This window comes from Janthinobacterium goodfellowi, from assembly GCF_051380695.1.
GTDB lineage: Bacteria > Pseudomonadota > Gammaproteobacteria > Burkholderiales > Burkholderiaceae_D > Janthinobacterium.
Genome location: NZ_JBNYXN010000003.1, coordinates 293,556 through 313,470 on the forward strand (window position 1 = coordinate 293,556; position 19,915 = coordinate 313,470).

A 19,915-nucleotide genomic window follows, 5' to 3' on the forward strand; every position below is an offset into this window, starting at 1 on the left:
AGCACTGTAAAGAGAAATTCCCCTGTGCCGCGATGGCAAGGCAAAAAAAAACCAGGCACGAGGCCTGGTCTTTGACACGCCCGGCATCGCTGCCGGACGGTGGGGTATCAGCTGACGCCGATCAGAGGAAGGTGTAGCTGGCCGTTACGCCGATACGACGCATCTGGAACGATTCAGCGTAGCCTTTGCGCCATTGAATCGGTGCAGCCTTGTCGAACAGATTGTCGATGTACAGGCTCAGACGCGTGTTCTTGATGCCACCGTACGACAGGTTGTAGTCGACCGTGGTGTTGCTGCCCACGCGCGAGCAAACACCCATGTTCTCAGCCGAAACCTTGTTGGTAACACAGTAGGTTGGCGAAGTCTGGTTGTCGTTGCTAAAGCCGCTGGCGTAGTTCAGGGTCATGCCGTGGTCGAACTCGCCGGTCTTCAGGCTGGCGCGCAGCTTGGTTTTCAGGCGCGAACCCAGGTCATAGTTACCGGCCAGGTTGGTGTCATAGGCATTGTCGGTCACGCTGAATTCCTGGTATTTCCACAGATAGCTACCTTCCAGTTTCAAACGAACCTGGCCGATACCGGTGTTGAAACGGCCACCCGCGTCAAAGTCGAAGCCCGAAGCACGGGTCTTGCCGCTGTTGACGTATGGGTTGTACAACAGGCCGATCGCGCCAACGCCGCCGAAGTTGGTGGTATTGCCCGGTGCGTATTTTTTCACCAGTGCCAGGAATTGCGCATCGGAAGCCGAGTTATCGACACGCACCAGCTGTCCGGCTGGCAGGCCAGCTTCGCCGCGCAGGATGTCGGCCACGGCACGGGTACCGATTTCGTCCTTGCGTTCGATATGGTAGTAGTCCAGTGCCACGGTCCAGTTCTTGACCGGTTCGAAAACGAAACCAGCGGTGATCGAACGCGAGGTTTCCGGTTTCAGGTCCTTGTTCGCCGACACGAAGCTAGGCACGCCGCCCGAGCAATCGCTGTTGCGGAAGGTATTCGCCTGCGCCTTGTCGACGGTGGTGGCTGCCGGATTGTTCTGCACCAGGTTGTTCAGGGTGCTGGCAGTCGAGCAACGACGCGGATCGCTGACGCTGGTCGCGAACGAGCTGCGGCCCAGGCCGTTACCGGTTTCAACGATGTTAGGCGCGCGGAAGCCGCCAGCGGCCGTAGCGCGCAGCAACAGGGTGTCGGTGGCGTTGACGCGCAAGCCCAGCTTCGGCGAGAAGTGCACGTCGCTGTTGGTGGACTTGTCGGCACGTACCGCTGCGCTCACTTCCACACGCTTGACCACCGGAATGGTCGCTTCGGCGAACAGCGCGTAGTGATCCATGGTGTCTTTGACTTGCAGGCCGGCGATGCCGACCAGGTCGCCACGCAGCACGTTGTCCGAACTGGCCATTTCATACTTTTCGCGGCGGATGTCGGTACCGAATGCCACATTCAAAGGACCAGCAGGCAGTTGCGCCACTTCACCGGACACGGTCGCGTCGATGAAGGTGATCTTCGACTCGCCCTTGGTGGTACGCACCGGGAACATCGACTCCAGCAGCGCGGCATCGTTTTGCTGGCCGAACTTGTAGGTGCCGTTGACGATGGCATTGGTGTAACCGGTCGCGCTCACGGCACGGGTGGCCTTGTTGGCTTTCGAGTTCATGTAGCCGACCGCGGATTTCCAGTCGAAATTGCCGATGTCGCCGTTCAGACTCAGCATGACGCGCGTCTGATCGGATTCGGTGCGGTTGAAGTTGAAGCCCTCACCGGTATCCATCATGCGGGCACGGTATTCCACCGGCGTCGCATACGGATTCATCGCGTGGCCAACTGGCAACTTTGGATAGAAGTATGGACCGACCATCTTGCCGTTGATCGCGTCGTACCAGGTGCTCGACGACGTGGTGGCGCTACCGTTGCTGACGTTGAACGGGGCGACGATGTAGTCGTTGCTGGCGCCGGCATTGGTGATCTCGAAGTTGGCGTCGATGTTCTTCCCAATGCGGAAATGCGTATTGCTGGCCAGCGCATAGCGCTTGGCATTGGTGGTCAGGCCGGTGTACGGCAGGACATCCATCTTGCACAGCTTGTCCTTGGCATCGATCTTGTCGGCCGGGCAGCCTGGCGCGGCGACGATGTTCGTGCTGCTCAAGAAATAGTTGCCGGTTGGCGAGAACGCGCTCAGGGCGTCCCAGGTCGAACGGCCCGGAGTCTGGCGGTGCCATTCAGGATAGTGGCCGCGCAGGTCGTCAGCGGTGTAACCATCGTTCTTGTACGCTTCGTACGTCAGGTAGGTGTTGAAACCGTCCTTGTCGATATCGCCGTAACCGACGATACCGGAAACGTTGCGGCTGCGCTGGTCCCTGAAGCCTTCGGTTTCCTTGTAGTTGCCGGTGATCTTGGCGCCTTCGAAGTTCTTCAGCAGGATGATGTTGATCACGCCAGCGATGGCGTCGGAACCATAGATTGCCGAGGCGCCGTCTTTCAGGATCTCGATGCGCTCGATGGCGGCAGCCGGGATCGCGTCCAGATTGGTGAAGTTTTGCTGCGCGCCATCGGCCAGGCCGTATTGTGCAATGCGGCGGCCGTTGACCAGCACCAGGGTCGCGACCTTGCCCAGGCCACGCATGCCCACGCCCGAAGAACCCGTGGCAAAGCTGCCCGAGCTGTTGTTCGACGAGTCGATCGAGGTGCTGATGGCAGCGGAGGAATTCAGGATGCCCAGCGCCGTGGTCTGGCCGGTGCGCTCGATGTCGTCGCGGGTCAGAACCTGCAGCGAGCCGGCTGTTTCAGCTTCGGTACGCTTGATGCTGCTGCCGGTGACTTCAACGCGTTGCAGTTTTTCTGCAGGTGCGGCAGCTTCTTGCGCCACAGCATATTGGGAGAAGGCCAGTGTCAATGCTATTGCCAGTGTGCTTTTCTTCAAACGGGGTGTATTGCTCATCACTAAACTTTTCAAAACCACTCCTCAGATATTGTTTTCGTTTTATAAATCGATGCGTTGTACTGACCATTTTTGTAAAATAGTCACACATTCTCACGCATGTTACAAATTTCTCACATTTGACGCGACCGGGGAAGGAAACAATTAACAATTGTTGTTTTAATCCAACTTTATAGGACCGACGAGGAGAGGCGAAAAGAAGAACGAGAGAGGAAATGGGATGAGGGAAAGGACGGCAGCACCGCAAAAAGCAGGGCGCCAAAGCAATGGGGCCGGGCGCACTCACGATCGTGAGCAGGCCCGGCCCCATCATCAGGCAGCGGGATACCCCGCCGGCCTTCTTAAAAACGATTATTGCAGTTTGATTTCAACATCAACACCAGCTGGCAGGTCCAGCTTCATCAGCGCGTCAACGGTTTTGTCCGTTGGGTCAACGATGTCCATCAGGCGTTGGTGCGTACGGATCTCGAACTGATCGCGCGAAGTTTTGTTGACGTGCGGGGAACGCAGCACATCGAAACGTTGAATACGGGTAGGCAGTGGTACTGGGCCTTTGACGACAGCGCCGGTGCGCTTCGCGGTTTCAACGATTTCCAGAGCGGACTGGTCGATCAGTTTGTAATCGAAAGCCTTCAGGCGGATACGGATTTTCTGGTTTGGTGCCGACATGATATTTCCTTAAAAGAACGAACCGCGCAGTCTGCACGGCAATGAGGTGATACGGGAATTTCTGACGCAACAACCGTCAGGGTCGACATGATAGCACCAAAATGCTTGCCAACCCCGGCAGTTGAATAAAAAGAAGGGCGCCGGGCGACGACGCGTCTTCTTTTATATTCGCTTAATAATTAAGCGATGATTTTTGCAACAACACCAGCGCCGACGGTACGGCCGCCTTCGCGGATAGCGAAGCGCAGACCTTCTTCCATCGCGATCGGGTTGATCAGCTTGACGGTGATCGACACGTTATCGCCTGGCATGACCATTTCTTTGTCTGCTGGCAACTCGATCGAACCGGTCACGTCCGTCGTACGGAAGTAGAACTGTGGACGATAGTTGTTGAAGAATGGCGTATGACGGCCGCCTTCGTCTTTCGACAACACATAGATCTCGCCGGTGAAGTGCGCATGCGGCTTGATCGAGCCTGGCTTGGCCAGAACTTGACCACGTTGCACGTCTTCACGCTTGGTGCCGCGCAGCAGCAGACCAACGTTGTCGCCAGCTTGACCTTGGTCCAGCAGCTTGCGGAACATTTCCACGCCGGTGCAAGTCGTTTTGACGGTATCGGTGATACCGACGATTTCGATCTCTTCGCCGACTTTGACGATGCCGCGCTCGATACGACCGGTGACCACGGTACCGCGACCCGAGATCGAGAACACGTCTTCCACTGGCATCAGGAAGGCGCCGTCAACAGCGCGCTCTGGCGTTGGGATGTAAGCATCCAGCGCATCGGCCAGACGCAGCACTGCGTCCACGCCCATTTCGCCTTCTTTGCCTTCCAGCGCCATACGTGCCGAACCTTTGATGATTGGCAGGTCGTCGCCTGGGAATTCGTACTTCGACAACAGCTCGCGCACTTCCATTTCAACCAGTTCCAGCAGTTCTGCGTCGTCGACCAGGTCGCACTTGTTCAGGAACACGATGATGTATGGAACGCCAACTTGGCGGGCCAGCAGGATGTGTTCGCGGGTCTGTGGCATTGGGCCGTCAGCTGCGGAGCACACCAGGATCGCGCCGTCCATCTGGGCTGCACCGGTAATCATGTTTTTGATGTAATCGGCGTGGCCTGGGCAGTCAACGTGCGCGTAGTGACGCGTTTCCGTTTCGTACTCGACGTGGGCGGTGTTAATCGTGATACCGCGCGCTTTTTCTTCTGGAGCCGCATCGATCTGGTCGTATGCTTTGGCTTCGCCGCCGAATTTCTTCGACAGAACCGTTGCGATTGCAGCGGTCAGCGTGGTTTTACCGTGGTCGACGTGGCCGATGGTGCCGACGTTGACGTGCGGCTTGGTCCGTTCGAATTTACCTTTTGCCATTTTATTCTTCCTTAGAACAATGATTTAAATGTAGGGACCGGCATTCTCGTGAAAGCCGGCCCGGAACTTCTATTACTTAGCTTTCGAGCTTACGATTGCTTCAGTCACATGCTTAGGTGCTTCAGCATAGTGCTTGAATTCCATCGTGTAAGTCGCACGACCTTGGGTCGACGAACGCAACGATGTGGCGTAACCGAACATTTCCGACAGAGGTACTTCGGCCTTGATGATCTTGCCGCCACCACCAGCAATTTCATCCATACCTTGCACCATGCCGCGACGCGACGACAGATCGCCCATCACGGTACCGGCGTAGTCTTCCGGCGTTTCCACTTCCACGGCCATCATCGGCTCCAGGATGACTGGCGATGCCTTGCGGCAGCCATCTTTGAATGCCATCGAAGCGGCCATGCGGAATGCATTTTCGTTCGAGTCAACATCATGGTACGAACCGAAGAACAGCGTGACTTTTACGTCAACGACTGGGTAACCAGCCATCACGCCCGAAGTCAGCGTGTCGCGCACACCTTTTTCAACTGCAGGGATGTATTCGCGAGGAACGGTACCGCCCTTGATCGCGTCAACGAATTCGAAGCCCTTGCCCGGTTCTTGCGGTTCGATCTTCAGAACCACGTGACCGTATTGACCACGACCACCCGATTGCTTGACGAATTTGCCTTCCGACTCTTCGCACACTTTACGGATCGTTTCGCGGTAAGCCACTTGTGGCTTGCCGACGGTCGCTTCAACGTTGAATTCGCGCTTCATGCGGTCAACGATGATGTCCAGATGCAACTCGCCCATACCGGCGATGATGGTCTGGCCCGATTCTTCATCGGTACGCACGCGGAACGATGGATCTTCTGCAGCCAGGCGGTTCAGCGCCAGGCCCATTTTTTCCTGGTCGGCCTTGGTTTTTGGCTCGACTGCCTGCGAAATCACCGGCTCAGGGAAGACCATGCGCTCCAGAACGACGCTGGCTTTTTCATCGCAAAGCGTATCGCCCGTGGTGGTGTCTTTCAGACCCACGACAGCGGCGATGTCGCCAGCGCGCATTTCCTTGATTTCTTCGCGTTCGTTCGCTTGCATCTGCACGATACGGCCGATACGCTCTTTCTTCTGCTTCACGGAGTTCAACACCGAGTCGCCCGAATTCAGGGTACCCGAGTAGCAACGGATGAAGCACAACTGACCGACGAACGGATCGGTTGCGATCTTGAACGCCAATGCCGAGAATTTCTCATTGTCGTCAGCTGCGCGCTCGACTGGCTGCTCGTCCTCGTCCAGACCTGGGACAGGCGGAATGTCGATAGGCGATGGCAGGTACTCGATGACCGCGTCCAACATGGCTTGCACGCCCTTGTTTTTAAAGGCGGTACCGCACAACATTGGAACGATTTCGCTGGCGATGGTACGCTGACGCAGAGCAGCCTTGATCTCGGCTTCCGACAGGTCGCCTTCTTCCAGGTACTTGTTCATCAGTTCTTCCGACGCTTCAGCAGCGGCTTCGACCATGTTCTCGCGCCACTTGGCAGCATCAGCGGCCAGATGTGCAGGAATGTCGCCGTATTCAAACTTCATGCCTTGCGAAGCGTCGTCCCAGATAACCGCTTTCATCTTGACCAGATCGATAACACCGGTGAAGACGTCTTCAGCGCCGATAGGCATCTGAATAGGTACTGGGTTCGCTTTCAGACGCGAACGCATCTGATCGTAGACCTTGAAGAAGTTGGCGCCGGTACGGTCCATCTTGTTCACGAAGGCCAGACGTGGCACTTTGTACTTGTTAGCCTGACGCCATACCGTTTCCGATTGTGGCTGCACGCCGCCGACTGCACAGTAAACCATGCAGGCGCCATCCAACACGCGCATCGAACGTTCCACTTCAATGGTGAAGTCAACGTGGCCTGGGGTGTCGATGATGTTGATGTGGTGCGCTGGGAAGTTGTTTGCCATGCCTTTCCAGAAGCACGTAACAGCAGCCGAGGTAATCGTGATACCGCGCTCTTGCTCTTGTGCCATCCAGTCGGTGGTGGCTGCGCCATCATGGACTTCGCCCAGCTTGTGGTTCACGCCTGTGTAGAACAGGACGCGCTCGGTCGTGGTCGTCTTACCTGCATCGATGTGAGCGGAAATACCGATATTGCGGTAGCGCTCAATGGGGGTCTTGCGGGCCATAATTAATCCTAAATGAATGGACAAAACCGAGCAGCATTTTTTTGCAAAAATGAGCCCGGCCTCGAACAACAGATGCTTGACAGCCGCCTTGCGGTAGCTGGCTTTATATTAGAAGCGGAAATGCGAGAACGCTTTGTTCGCTTCAGCCATACGATGGACTTCGTCGCGTTTTTTCATCGCGCCGCCGCGGCTTTCAGCCGCTTCCATCAGCTCACCGCCGAGGCGTTGTGGCATCGATTTTTCGCTGCGCTTGTTAGCAGCTTCACGCAACCAACGCATGGACAGGGCCATACGACGGACTGGGCGAACTTCGACCGGCACCTGGTAGTTTGCACCACCGACGCGACGGGATTTCACCTCAACCAGCGGCTTGGCGTTGTTGATTGCGGTAGCAAAAACTTCGAGCGGATCTTTGCCCGATTTTGCTGCGATGTGCTCGAAAGCACCGTAGATGATGTTTTCTGCAACCGATTTCTTACCGGACAGCATCAGCACGTTTACAAATTTAGCGACATCAGTGTTGCCGAATTTTGGATCTGGCAAAATTTCGCGCTTGGGTACTTCACGACGACGTGGCATATCAATTCCTTTCAATCTTCAGTTGAGCGCGCGTTCTTCGCACACTCGCGGACGACCATCATAGTCTTCCACTTACTCGACCAGATGCGGTCGACTACATTCACTTAGCTAGTTGCCACTGAGCGAAACTTGGGTTTGCTGCGTACAACTTATTACTTCTTGCCAGCTTTAGCGCGCTTGGTACCGTACTTCGAACGCGATTGCTTACGGTCTTTAACGCCTTGGGTATCCAGGGCACCGCGAACCATGTGGTAACGCACACCCGGCAAATCCTTGACGCGGCCGCCGCGCAACAGCACAACACTATGCTCTTGCAGGTTATGGCCTTCACCGCCAATGTACGAAATGACTTCGAAACCATTGGTCAGGCGAACTTTAGCGACTTTACGCAGAGCCGAGTTAGGCTTCTTTGGAGTCGTGGTGTAAACACGTGTGCAGACGCCACGTTTTTGCGGGCTGTTTTCCAGCGCCGGCGATTTGCTCTTCACGGTCAAAGCGACGCGTGGATTGCGAATCAATTGATTGATGGTTGGCATCGTTATAAATCCAACAAAAAACTACGATTAATAACCCGGGCAAGATGCCCGGCGACTAAAACCTCGTCCCGCTTTCATCTACTGCGCACCGGAGGCGCCCGCAGCCACTCGATAAGGAGCGGCCGTGAAATGCCAAGTAATGCGTAAACGATGAGCAGAATAAAATCGAGAACTCGCTAGTTTAGACCTTGTGTTACAGGGGGTCAATCAGTTTACCGCTTTTTGCTATAAAAAAAGGCAAAGAACGGGGGCATTTGTGGCATTTTGACTAATTTCTGGCGGTACCATAGGGACGCCGGCATCCGAAAACGATTGATGATTTGGCATTCTTTCCTTGCGGCCACGAAATGCACGGTCGCATTCTTGTATGAACGCGAGACAACAAAAGGATTGATAATAGCGGACATTTTTCGCTGCCTTCCCTTATGCGCTCCTTGCTTCGCCCCGCCAATCTGTTCCTGCTCCTGACGTATGCCTTGCTGACGGCCGTGCCCTTCATCCCCACGCTGCTGGGGCGCGCGCTCGAGCATCCGTGGCAGATGCTCACGTTCGAGCTGCTGGCATGGCTGGCCGTCTGGAGCGTGTTCCAGCGCCCCGCCTACTTCCACTGGCTGCTGGTGCCGGCCTTCCTGGCCCTGCCGACGGAAATCTACCTGTTCGTCTTCTATGGCCAGGGCATTTCCACGCACCACCTGGGCATCATCTTCGAAACCAGTCCCAAGGAAGCGATGGAATTCCTCGGGCAAAAAGTATGGCTGATGGGCGCCGTCATGCTGGGCGTGATCGCCTGGTGCGCCCTGAGTTGGTATGCGGCCACGCGCACGCGCGACCTGGACTGGCGCGGCAAGACGCGCCCGGCCGCCTTCGTGCTGCTGATCCTGCTGGGCGGCTTCTGGTGGTATGGCTACGAATTCGGTTTCGAGGCCAAGGTGCTGCACAGCGCCCCCGCGTCCGCCAAGGCCAGCCATCCGGCGGCCAGCGGCAAGGCGGGCGCCTCCGGCTTCGGCGACGCCAGTTCGGCCGACGACGAGACGGCCGAGGAAGACGAAGAAAGCAGCAAGCCCGAGAACGCCAGCATCGCCGGCGCCGACGAGACGGGCCTGGGCTGGCCCAGCCTGCCCCACTGGGCGCGCCTGCCCTACGCCTTCGACACCATCAGCAATTCCTGGCCCTTCGGCCTGGCCGCGCGCGGCTTCGATTTCTACAAGGAACGCAGATACCTGGCCGAGCTGGGACAGAAGAGCAGCACCTTCCGTTTCGGCGCGCACCAGCAACAACCCGATCCCCATCCGGAAGTGGTGGTCATGGTGATCGGCGAATCGTCGCGCTACGACCGCTGGAGCCTGAACGGCTACGAACGCGACACCAATCCCCTGCTGAAGCAGGAAGCCAACCTGGTGCCGCTGGCCGACGTCATCACGGCCGTTTCCGCCACGCGCCTGTCCGTGCCCGTCATCATCTCGCGCAAGCCGGCCACGCAAAGCCTCAAGGATGGCTTCTCGGAAAAATCCTTCCTCACCGCCTACAAGGAAGCGGGCTTCAAGACCTACTGGCTGTCGAACCAGATCTCGTTCGGCCAGTTCGACACACCCGTGTCCGTCTTTGCCAAGGAAGCGGACGTGGTGCAATTCCTGAACCTGGGCGGCTTTACCAACAGTTCGAATTTCGACCAGATCCTGTTCGATCCGTTCAAGAATGCGCTGGCCGACCCGGCGCCGAAAAAACTCATCGTGCTGCACACCCTGGGCAGCCACTGGAACTACAGCCAGCGCTATCCGAAATCGTTCGACAAGTGGCAGCCGTCGCTGTTCGGCGTCGACAAGCCCGTCTACACGGACACGGCCATCAAGCCGCAGCTGAACAACAGCTACGACAGCTCCATCCTGTACACGGACTGGTTCCTGTCGAACGTGATCGGGATGCTGAAGGACGATGGCCAGCGCACTGCCCTGCGCAGCTCGCTCGTCTACGTGGCCGATCACGGCCAGACCCTGTATGACGGCACCTGCCGCCTGGCCTTCCATGGCCACAACACGCAGTTCGAATTCCACGTGCCCGCCTTCGTCTGGTATTCGCCGCAATTCCAGCAGCACTACCCGGACAAGGTGGCGCAGCTGCGGCGCCATCAGAAGGCGCGCCTGTCGACGGAAAACATGTTCCACACCCTGCTCGACCTGGGCGACATCCGCTTCGCCGGCGAACAGCCCGAATGGAGCATCGTCAGCCCCCGCTTCAAGCAGCACAAGCGCTACGTCGACAGCTACGGCTGGACCAACTACGACAACGCCATCATCCGCGGCGATTGCCGCGAAGTGATCGACAAGAGCACGCCGGAAAAGCAGGACAAGTAAAGGCGGTAAGGGCGCCCTCAGGCCCGTTCCAGCACGCCGCTACAATCGGCCGGCTGCGCCATATGCGTGCTGAGCCAGTCGAAGACGCGTCCCGCCTTGTCTTCGATGGCGCTGCCAAAGCCCCGCTGCGCCAGCAGGGCGATGCCATTCGTGGCCTGCAGCACGCCGGGCGCCAGCAGCAGCGCGCCCGCATCGTCGCGGCGCACGCACCAGGGCGCCAGGCAGTCTTCCAGCAAGGGGCCAAGCACCAGGTTGTGCGACGAGACGATCACCAGATGGCGCGCGGCCAGCGTATGCAGCACGGCGGCCGCCGCCGCCACCGACTCGAGGTGATTCGTGCCGCGAAAAATCTCGTCGATCAGGAACAGCGCCGGCGCGCCCTCCTCGGCCAGCGCCAGCAATTCGCGCGCACGCCGCAATTCGGCGATATATAGACTTTCGCCGCCATCGAGCGAGTCCTCGTTCTGCATGCTCGCATACACGGCCAGGCGCGGCACATCGGCGCTGTGCGCATGACAAAAGCCGAAGGCCCGCGCGCAGACCAGGTTCAAGCCTATACCACGCAGCAAGGTGCTCTTGCCAATCCCGTTCTGGCCGGAGATGAAGCTCCCCTTGCCCTGCACGCCGAACGACAGCGGTGCGGCATTCTCCAGCAGTGGATGCCGCATGCCCTGCAAGGCCAGGGAGCGCGGCGCCGCGGTGCCCGCCCAGCAAAACACGGGGAGCGCGCGCAGGTGCCGCGCCAGCGCCAGGTCCGCTTCCAACTGTGCCACCCGGGTAAAGCTGTCGCGCAGCAAGGGCAGCTGCTGCGCCACCAACTGGCGCGTGCGGAAATAGCGCTTGATGTTTTTCAGCAGGAGCCAATCGCCATACTCGACCAGCAGCGTATCGATGAAGGGCACGTAGTGCAGCAGCGAACGCTCGATGGCGCGCGTCAGCCTGGCCGCCTGCGCGCCGCCGGCAGCCCATGGCAAGGCTGCCGGCCCGTCAAGCCGCGCCAGCGCGGCACGGGTTTTCAGCAGGTGGCGCAAGGTAGCGAGCGTGCGTTCCCATAGCTTGGCGCTTTCGTAAAAACGCACCTGTACAGCCATCAGCGCGACACAGGCGGCCAGCACGCCAAACAGCGCCGGCCAGCCCACCAGCCAAGTGGCGGCGATGGCCAGCAACAGGGCCAGCGGCACCACCCATAGCCAGGCACTCCACCATGGCGCCGGCGGCAGCGCCGCGCCGAACAGGGTCTCGCTCACCTCTGTATCGGTCTGGCGCAAGGGAAGGCAGGCGCGCTCCAGGCTGGCCACTTGGGCCGGATCGTCCAGCAATCGCCGGACGCGCGCGACAGAGGCCGGATCGGCCTGGCCGCCGCTCAGACGCCGGTGCAGCTCCTGCTGGCCGAAGATGCTGGTCTCGCACGCCAGCTGCGCCGCATACTGGTCGAGCAGCAGCTCGTCCCAGGTCTGGCCATCGAGCGATGGCGCCTCGCCCGTCAGCCGCTGCAGCATCGCCACGTCGCTGCGCGCGAAAGGATAATCGAGCGTCGGCGCGAAGGCAGCGGCAGGGAAAAGTTGCTGGAGGAATGGATGCATGGCGCCGGAGGAGGAGTCGATGAAGGGAATGCAACAGCAGATGCAGGCGATTGCCAATTTATCAAGCGTCGCATGCACGGACGGACACGCCGGACGGTGCGGACACGGCGGACAGCCGGACATAAAAAATTTTTCCCATTCAAATCAACGACGTAATCACTGGCATGGATCGTGCATTGGAAAAGTCATCCTTCACGAGACATGACCATGATCCGCGATACTTCCTCTCAAGACGCCGTACTGTCCGCCCCGCCGGGCCAGCGCCACAAGAAACGCGCCCTGCTGCTGGCCGGCGCCGTCATCGTCATCGGCGCCGCCATCGCTGTCGTTGCCGGCTGGCGCAACAGCGAGCATTCCGTCAATGCCAGCCGCCTGCGCATCGCCGACGTCACGCGCGGCACCCTGATCCGCGATGCCGCCGTAAATGGCCGCGTGGTGGCGGCCATCAGCCCCACCCTGTACTCGACCACGGTGGCCACCGTGACCCTGAAGGCCAAGGCGGGCGACACGGTCAAGAAGGGTGACATCCTGGCCGTGCTGGAGTCGCCGGACCTGTTCGACGCCCTGAAGCGCGAACAATCGAGCGTACAGCAGCTGGAGGCGGAAGTGGCGCGCCAGCAGATCCTGGCCAAGAAGCAGAAGCTGCTGGCGCGGCGCGAAGCCGATACGGCGGAGATCGAGCGCCTGTCCGCGCAGCGCACGCTCGAGCGTTACGAAAGCGTGGCGCAGGTGGGCATCATCGCCAAGATCGATTACCAGAAGGCGAAGGATGCCTTGAATTCGGCCGATATCCGCAGCAAGCACGCTTCGCAGGCGGCCGGCCTGGAAAGCGAGGACGTGACCCTGGCGCTGAAGACCAAGGTCAACGAACTGGAACGCCAGCGCCTCGTCCGCGACAACGCCCAGCGCAGGGTCGACGAGCTGACCGTGCGCGCGCCCGTCAACGGTTTCATCGGCACCCTCTCGGTGGCCAACCGCAGCGTGGTGCAAGCCAATACGGCGCTGATGACGCTGGTCGACCTGTCGCAGCTGGAAGTGGAGCTGGAAGTACCGGAAACGTATGTGGCCGACATTGGCCTGGGCATGGGCGCGGAAATCGAGACGGGCGCCGTCAAGGCAACGGGCAAACTCTCGGCGCTGTCGCCCGAAGTGGTCAAAAACCAGGTGCTGGCGCGCGTGCGCTTCAACGGCGAACAGCCGGCCGGCCTGCGGCAGAACCAGCGCGTTTCGGCGCGCCTGCTGATCGACGAAAAACCGAATGTGCTGATGCTGGCGCGCGGTCCCTTCGTCGAGGCCGAAGGCGGCCGCTTCGCCTACGTGGTGCGCGATGGCGTGGCCGTCCGCACGCCCATCAGGATGGGTGCCACCAGCGTCTCGTCCGTGGAAATCCTCGGCGGCCTGAAGCAGGGTGACAAGGTGGTCATCGCCGGCACGGAAGCCTTCGAGAACGCGGCCCGCGTCTCGCTCAATTAATCCATTCTCATCTACCCGGAGACTCGCCATGCTGCGCATGCAAAACCTGAACAAAGTCTATCGCACCCACATGATCGAAACGCACGCGCTGCGCGGTTTTGAAATCCACGTCAAGCAGGGGGAATTCGTCACCGTCACGGGGCCATCCGGCTCCGGCAAGACGAGCTTTCTGAACATCGCCGGCCTGCTGGAGGAATTCACCGATGGCGAATACATCCTCGACGGCGTCAACGTGAAAGGCATGAACGACAATGCCCGCTCGCGTCTGCGCAATGAAAAACTCGGCTTCATCTTCCAGGGTTTTAATCTGATCCCCGACCTGTCGCTGTTCGACAACGTCGACGTGCCGTTGCGCTACCGGGGCTTCAACCGCGCCGAGCGCAAGGAGCGCATCGAAGACGCGCTGGCCAAGGTAGGACTGGCGTCGCGCATGAAGCATTATCCGGCCGAACTGTCGGGCGGCCAGCAGCAGCGCGTGGCGATCGCGCGCGCGCTGGCCGGCTCGCCCAAGCTGCTGCTGGCCGATGAGCCGACGGGCAACCTCGATACACAGATGGCGCGCGGCGTGATGGAGCTGCTGGAAGACATCAACGCGCAGGGCACCACCATCCTGATGGTCACGCATGATCCCGAACTGGCGCTGCGCAGCCAGCGCAACGTGCACATCATCGACGGCCAGGTGTCGGACCTGGTGCAGCACAGCGCCTCGCTGTCGGCCAGGCCGCAGCACGCCGCGACCGCGTAAGGAGAGACCATGTTCCGCTACTATTTCACGCTGGGCCTGCGCAGCCTGCGCCGCAACCGCGCCCTGACCGCGCTGATGGTGCTGACCCTGGCCGTCGGCGTGGCCGCCAGCGTGTCGACCGTCACCATCCTGCATGCCATGTCGGGCGATCCGCTGCCGCACAAGAGCGACCGCCTGTTCGTGCCGATGATCGACGTCGTCCCCTTGAAAAGTTATGTGCCGGGCGCCAAGCCCAGCTTCGGCCAGTCGCAGCTGGCCTATACCGACGCGAAGAATTTCATGGCCAGCAACATGGGCGTGCGCCGCACCGTCATGTACGGCGTGGCCGGCCCGGTCGAGCCGGCACGCACGGATATCGGCGCCTTCCAGGCCCAGGGCCTGGCGCCCACGCGCGACTTTTTCGCCATGTTCGAAGTCCCCTTCCTGTATGGTCAGCCATGGAGCGAAGCCGATGACGCCAGCGGCGCCGACGTCATCGTGCTGAGCCGCTCGCTGGCGGAAAAACTGCTGGGTACGGTCAATCCCGTGGGGCGGCGCGTGACCGTCCTGGGACAGCCCTATCTGATCAGCGGCGTGCTCGATCACTGGGATCCCGTGCCGCGCATACACCGCATCATCGGCAGCAAGGGCGCCTTTGGCACGGAAGATGAATTCTTCATTCCGTTTGCCAGCGCCATCCGCCATGAAACGCGGCATGACGGCGGCATGGCCTGCAGCGGCGTCGAACGCGGCCCCGGCTTCCAGGGCGTCCTGGCGTCGGACTGCACCTGGCTGCAGTTCTGGTTCGAGATGGAAAGCGCAGGCCAGCGTGGCGAGCTGCAGGCATATCTCGACAGCTATGCTGCCGAGCAGCGCAAGCTGGGCCGCATGCCGCGCCACGCGCCCAACGCCCTGTACAACGTCAAGGAATGGATGGTGTTCCTGAACGTGGTCGACAACGACAACAAGCTGGCGGCCTGGCTGGCCTTCGGTTTCCTGCTGCTATGCCTGGTCAATACCATCGGCCTGCTGCTGGCGAAGTTTTCCGTGCGCGCCAGTGAAGTGGGGATCCGCCGTGCGCTGGGCGCCACGCGGCGCGATATCTTTCGCCAGTTCCTGATCGAGACGGGCGTCATCGGCCTGGCCGGCGGCGTACTGGGCCTGCTGCTGGCGTATGCAGCGCTGGCCGTCGTGCGTTCGCAATCGAAGGAACTGGGCACGGTGGCGCACATGGATATGCCGATGCTGCTGCTGACGTTTGCCGTCTCCGTGCTGGCCTCCCTGCTGGCGGGTTTGCTGCCCACCTGGCGCGCTTGCCAGGTGACGCCGGCGATACAGCTCAAATCCCAATGACATTCACCGTACCGCAATGAGGTTCAACATGGAAATCCGCCCCATCCTGTCGGCACTGATGCGCAGCAAAACCGGTGCCGTACTCGTCGCCGTGCAGATCGCCATCAGCCTGGCCATCCTGGCCAACGCCCTGCATATCGTTAACCTGCGCCAGGCGATCGCCGCCCGCCCCACCGGCGTGGCCGCTGAAAACGACATCTTTTATGTCAACATCCAAAGCATGGACAAAGGCAGCCACCAGCGCCAGCTGGCCGACCAGAAACGCCAGGCCGCCTTGCTGCGCAGCCTGCCCGGCGTGCTCTCCGTGGCGCAGACCTCGCAGGCCGTGCTGTCGCGTTCCGGCAGCAGCACCAATGTCTCCATCAAGCGTGGACAGCCCACGGCCAGCGCCACCACGTCGATGTATTTCACGCCTGACTCGCTGGTCAAGACATATGGACTCAAGCTGGTGGAAGGCCGTGATTTCCATCCCGACGAAGTGCCGGAAATCGATGAAAGCGTCGATGCGATCTTTCCAAAGGTGGTCATCGTGACGCTCGCCGCGGCGCAAAAGATCTGGCCTGGCGAGAGCAGCTTTGTCGGCAAGACCCTGTTCAACGGCACCGGTGACGATGACGACGAAATGCGCGTGATCGGCGTGGTGGAGCGGCTGCAGACACAGGTCGGCCAGGCCAGCGCGCAGGGCGAGCATTCGCTGATCCTGCCGGCGCGCCTGACGGGTTCGCGCGACTCGCTGCTGTACGCCGTGCGGGCCGAGCCTGGACAGCGCGACCGCCTGATGAAGGAGGCCGAGCAAGCCATCCGCAGCGCCACCAGCGAGCGCCTGCTGGTACGCACCGACACGCTGGAAAAGCACCGCACGTCACGCTACCGGGCCGACCAGGGTTTGTCCTGGATGCTGATCGCCGTCTCGACCCTGCTGCTGCTGGTCACCGCCAGCGGCATCGTCGGCATCGCCAGCCTGTGGGTGACGCAGCGCAAGAAGCAGATCGGCGTGCGGCGCGCCCTGGGCGCCCGCCGCATCGACATCCTGCGCTACTTCCTGACCGAGAATTTCATGATCAGCAGCGTCGGCGTGGCGTGCGGCGTGCTGCTGGCCCTGGGCTTGAACCAGCTGCTGGTGAGCCAGCTGGAAATGGCGCGCCTGCCCCCCGGCTACCTGCTGGCCGGCGCGCTGGTGTTCTGGCTGCTGGGACTGGTCGCAGTGTACGGCCCGGCATGGCGCGCGGCCAGCATTTCGCCGGCCACTGCCACGCGCAGTACCTGAGCCCGCACCTGAGTGATATGCTGCGCGCATGCCTACCGTACTGATTATTGACGACAATGCCGCCGTGGCCGTCGCGCTCGACGTGCTGTTCTCCCTGCACGAGATCGACGCCGTGCGCGCCGCCTCGCCCGAGGAAGGCCTGCGCCTGCTCGAGCGCCACGCCATCGACCTGGTGGTGCAGGACATGAACTTCACGGCCGACACCACGTCGGGCGAGGAAGGCGGCGCGCTGTTCCACGCCATCCGCGCGCGCTACCCGGACCTGCCCGTGATCCTGCTGACGGCATGGACCCAGCTCGACGCGGCCGTCGACCTGATCAAGTCCGGCGCGGCCGACTACCTGGCCAAGCCCTGGGATGACCGGCGCCTGATCGCCAGCGTGCAAAATCTGCTGGAACTGGGACAGGCCAACCGCGCGCTGCGCCAGCGCGTGGTGGCCGAGCAGCGCCAGCGCCACGCCCTGGAACACGACTTCGACTTGCGCGGCATGGTGTGGCAAGACCCGGCCACCGAAAGAGTGGTGCACCTGGCGTGCCAGGTGGCGCGCGCCGACGTGCCCGTGCTCATTTCGGGGCCGAACGGCAGCGGCAAGGAACGCATCGCCGCCATCGTGCAAGCCAATTCGCAGGTCGCCGGCGGTCCCTTCGTCGTGCTCAATTGCGGCGCCGTGCCGGTGGAGCTGATCGAGGCGGAACTGTTCGGCGCCGAGGCCGGCGCCTACACGGGCATCACGCGCGCGCGCGACGGCAAGTTCGACGCGGCCGACGGCGGCACCCTGTTCCTCGACGAGATCGGCAACCTGCCGCTGGCCGGACAAATGAAACTGCTGCGCGTGCTCGAAACGGGACGCTTCGAGCGTCTCGGATCGAACCGCGAGCGGCAAGTGAAAGTGCGCGTCATCAGCGCCAGCAACGCCGACCTGCCGGCGATGATCAAGGCCGGCACGTTTCGCGAAGACCTGTTCTACCGCCTGAACGTGATCGAACTGCGCCTGCCGCCGCTGGCCCAGCGCCCGCTGGACATCCTGGTACTGGCGCGGCATTTCCTGGGCAGCGAAAAAACGCTGGACGCACAGGCGCAGGCCACCCTGCTGGCCCACAGCTGGCCGGGCAATGTGCGCGAACTGAAAAACGTCATGCAGCGCGCCAGTCTGCTGACGGCCGGCCCGGTCATCGGCGCGCAGGAAACGGGCTTGCCGCTGGCCGGTGCGGCATCGCCAAGCGTGCCGCAGGATGTCGCGACGGAACCGGACCGCGACAGCGTCACCGCGGCGCTCGCGCGCGCACACGGCGTGGTGGCGCAGGCCGCGCAGGAACTGGGGCTGTCGCGCCAGGCGCTGTACCGGCGCATGGAGCGCCTGGGCATCGCGCGCGGCTGATGGCAGACCGCGCCATGCGCCTCTCCCTGCTCACGCGCTGGACGGCGCTGATCGTCACCTTGCTGGTGCTGGGCATCGTCATCGCCCTGCTGCTCGCGCATTTCTTGCCAGGCCAGCCGCTGCTGGTGCTGGCCGGTACCCTGCTGTGCGTGCTGCCGGTGGCCGTCATTACCATCCGAGCGCAATTGCAGGCGATGCTGTCGCTGTTTCGCGCCTTGAGCGGCACGGTCGCCAGCTACCAGGACGGCGACTTCGGCTTCAGCTTGCGCTGGCCGCAGAACGATGAACTGGCCGATCTGGTGGCGGCCCACAATGCGCTGGGCGACGTTCTGCGCAAGCAGCGCCTGGACCTGGTGCAGCGCGAACTGCTGCTCGACACCATGGTGCAAAACACGCCGGTGGCCATGCTGCTGGTGGCCGAGGGCAGCGCCATCGTCTACGCCAACCTGGCCGCGCGCCAGTTGCTGCACCACGGCCGCCGGCTCGAAGGGCATCACCTGGCGGACATCGTGCGCGAGGCGGCGCCGGCCCTGGCCGAAGCGCTGGCGCGCCGCAACGATGGCCTGTTTACCAGCGGCGAAGGGGAACAGGAAGAGGTGTACCACCTGGCGCGGCGCAGCTTCAGCCTGAACGGGCGCAAGCACGAACTGCTGCTGCTGCGCCAGCTGACCCTGGAACTGCGGCGCCAGGAAGTGCAGACCTGGAAAAAAGTCATCCGCGTCATCAGCCATGAACTCAACAACTCGCTGGCGCCCCTGGCCTCGCTGGCCCATTCCGGCGCCGAGCTGGTGCGCCGCGGCCAGACGGAGCGCCTGCCGCAAATCCTCGCCACCATCGAGGAACGCACGCGCCACCTGGAAACCTTCATCCTCGGCTATGCGCGCTTTGCCAAGCTGCCCGCGCCGCGCCTGGCGCCGTGCGAATGGCCACCCTTCCTCGACAGCCTGGCCTCGCAAGCGGCCTTCACGCTCGACGGCCCGCCGCCCGCGCAGGCGGCCTTGTTCGATGCGGCGCAAATGCAGCAGGCACTGCTGAACCTGCTCAAGAATGCGCTGGAGTCCGGCTCCAAGCTCCAGCATATCGGCCTGCACGTCAGTCAGGCGCATGGCCAGCTGCGCATCGAAGTGCGCGACCGCGGGCCGGGCATGAGCGGCGCCGTGCTGGAAAACGCGCTGGTGCCGTTTTATTCCACCAAGCGCAGCGGCACAGGGCTGGGCCTGGCCCTGGCGCGCGAAATCGCCGAAGCCCATGGCGGACGCATCACCCTGGCCAACCGCGAAGGTGGCGGGCTGGCCGTGACCTTGATTCTTCCCTTACTGGATAGAAATTAGTTCCTAGTGTAACGATTTTTACATCACAAAATCCCAGACTATTTTTGAGTAAAATATTGACAATAATAGTTTTAATTATCGCAACTATTGGCAACCTATGCCCGTGTGTTAGAAATAAGCTATTTAAGTTTGCATAATGATATAAAAATAGCTCATTGACAACGAATTACCTTGGCGATAATTTATCCCTGCGG

14 protein-coding genes are annotated in these 19,915 nt (G+C 61.1%); 7 read left to right on the top strand and 7 right to left on the bottom strand.

The genetic code is table 11. The features are described 5' to 3' along the window. Positions 1-121: 121 nt before the first annotated feature. The 6 genes from ACQ4WQ_RS13780 to rpsL form a co-directional block, all read right to left on the bottom strand. The gene (locus ACQ4WQ_RS13780; RefSeq protein WP_436497783.1) at positions 122-2,929 is read right to left on the bottom strand and encodes a TonB-dependent receptor plug domain-containing protein; all 2,808 of its coding nucleotides are present in this window, start codon (positions 2,927-2,929) and stop codon (positions 122-124) included. Positions 2,930-3,280: 351 nt separating this feature from the next. Beyond that, a complete protein-coding gene (gene rpsJ, locus ACQ4WQ_RS13785; protein ID WP_010394389.1) occupies positions 3,281-3,598 on the bottom strand; it encodes a 30S ribosomal protein S10 in 318 nt (105 codons plus the stop codon). Between the two features lie 179 nt (positions 3,599-3,777). Then, on the bottom strand, positions 3,778-4,968 hold the full coding sequence (gene tuf, locus ACQ4WQ_RS13790) for an elongation factor Tu (protein WP_077398776.1): 1,191 nt from the start codon (positions 4,966-4,968) through the stop codon (positions 3,778-3,780). A 72-nt stretch (positions 4,969-5,040) separates the two neighbouring features. Further along, positions 5,041-7,146 (bottom strand): elongation factor G, encoded by a 2,106-nt coding sequence (gene fusA, locus ACQ4WQ_RS13795; protein ID WP_326459438.1) that lies wholly within the window; start codon positions 7,144-7,146, stop codon positions 5,041-5,043. Between the two features lie 108 nt (positions 7,147-7,254). Beyond that, positions 7,255-7,725: a 30S ribosomal protein S7 gene (rpsG, locus tag ACQ4WQ_RS13800; RefSeq protein WP_010394377.1), complete on the bottom strand. Its 471-nt coding sequence runs from the start codon at positions 7,723-7,725 to the stop codon at positions 7,255-7,257. A gap of 152 nt (positions 7,726-7,877) precedes the next feature. After that, complete coding sequence (gene rpsL / locus ACQ4WQ_RS13805; RefSeq protein WP_010394376.1) at positions 7,878-8,261, bottom strand: 30S ribosomal protein S12; 384 nt, start codon at positions 8,259-8,261, stop codon at positions 7,878-7,880. A gap of 425 nt (positions 8,262-8,686) precedes the next feature. Here rpsL and ACQ4WQ_RS13810 point away from each other — a divergent pair, with 425 nt between their 5' ends. Beyond that, positions 8,687-10,612 (top strand): phosphoethanolamine transferase, encoded by a 1,926-nt coding sequence (locus tag ACQ4WQ_RS13810; protein ID WP_436497786.1) that lies wholly within the window; start codon positions 8,687-8,689, stop codon positions 10,610-10,612. Positions 10,613-10,629: 17 nt separating this feature from the next. On the opposite strand, the gene ACQ4WQ_RS13815 is transcribed toward ACQ4WQ_RS13810, so the two are convergent. Next, positions 10,630-12,195, bottom strand: coding sequence for a MutS-related protein (locus tag ACQ4WQ_RS13815; protein ID WP_436497788.1), 1,566 nt, complete (start codon positions 12,193-12,195; stop codon positions 10,630-10,632). A 207-nt stretch (positions 12,196-12,402) separates the two neighbouring features. Here ACQ4WQ_RS13815 and ACQ4WQ_RS13820 point away from each other — a divergent pair, with 207 nt between their 5' ends. The 6 genes from ACQ4WQ_RS13820 to ACQ4WQ_RS13845 are packed head-to-tail and all read left to right on the top strand — an operon-like array spanning position 12,403 to position 19,721. After that, positions 12,403-13,668, top strand: a complete 1,266-nt coding sequence (locus ACQ4WQ_RS13820; RefSeq protein ID WP_436497790.1) for an efflux RND transporter periplasmic adaptor subunit — start codon at positions 12,403-12,405, stop codon at positions 13,666-13,668. 28 nt (positions 13,669-13,696) lie between these two features. Next, a complete protein-coding gene (locus ACQ4WQ_RS13825) occupies positions 13,697-14,413 on the top strand; it encodes an ABC transporter ATP-binding protein (RefSeq protein WP_436497792.1) in 717 nt (238 codons plus the stop codon). Positions 14,414-14,422: 9 nt separating this feature from the next. After that, the gene (locus ACQ4WQ_RS13830) at positions 14,423-15,745 is read left to right on the top strand and encodes an ABC transporter permease (protein ID WP_436497793.1); all 1,323 of its coding nucleotides are present in this window, start codon (positions 14,423-14,425) and stop codon (positions 15,743-15,745) included. 28 nt (positions 15,746-15,773) lie between these two features. Beyond that, positions 15,774-17,012, top strand: coding sequence for an ABC transporter permease (locus ACQ4WQ_RS13835; RefSeq protein WP_436497795.1), 1,239 nt, complete (start codon positions 15,774-15,776; stop codon positions 17,010-17,012). A gap of 28 nt (positions 17,013-17,040) precedes the next feature. Continuing rightward, positions 17,041-18,390, top strand: coding sequence for a sigma-54-dependent transcriptional regulator (locus tag ACQ4WQ_RS13840; protein WP_436497797.1), 1,350 nt, complete (start codon positions 17,041-17,043; stop codon positions 18,388-18,390). A 14-nt stretch (positions 18,391-18,404) separates the two neighbouring features. Continuing rightward, complete coding sequence (locus ACQ4WQ_RS13845) at positions 18,405-19,721, top strand: sensor histidine kinase (RefSeq protein ID WP_436497799.1); 1,317 nt, start codon at positions 18,405-18,407, stop codon at positions 19,719-19,721. The last annotated feature ends 194 nt before the right edge of the window (positions 19,722-19,915 follow it).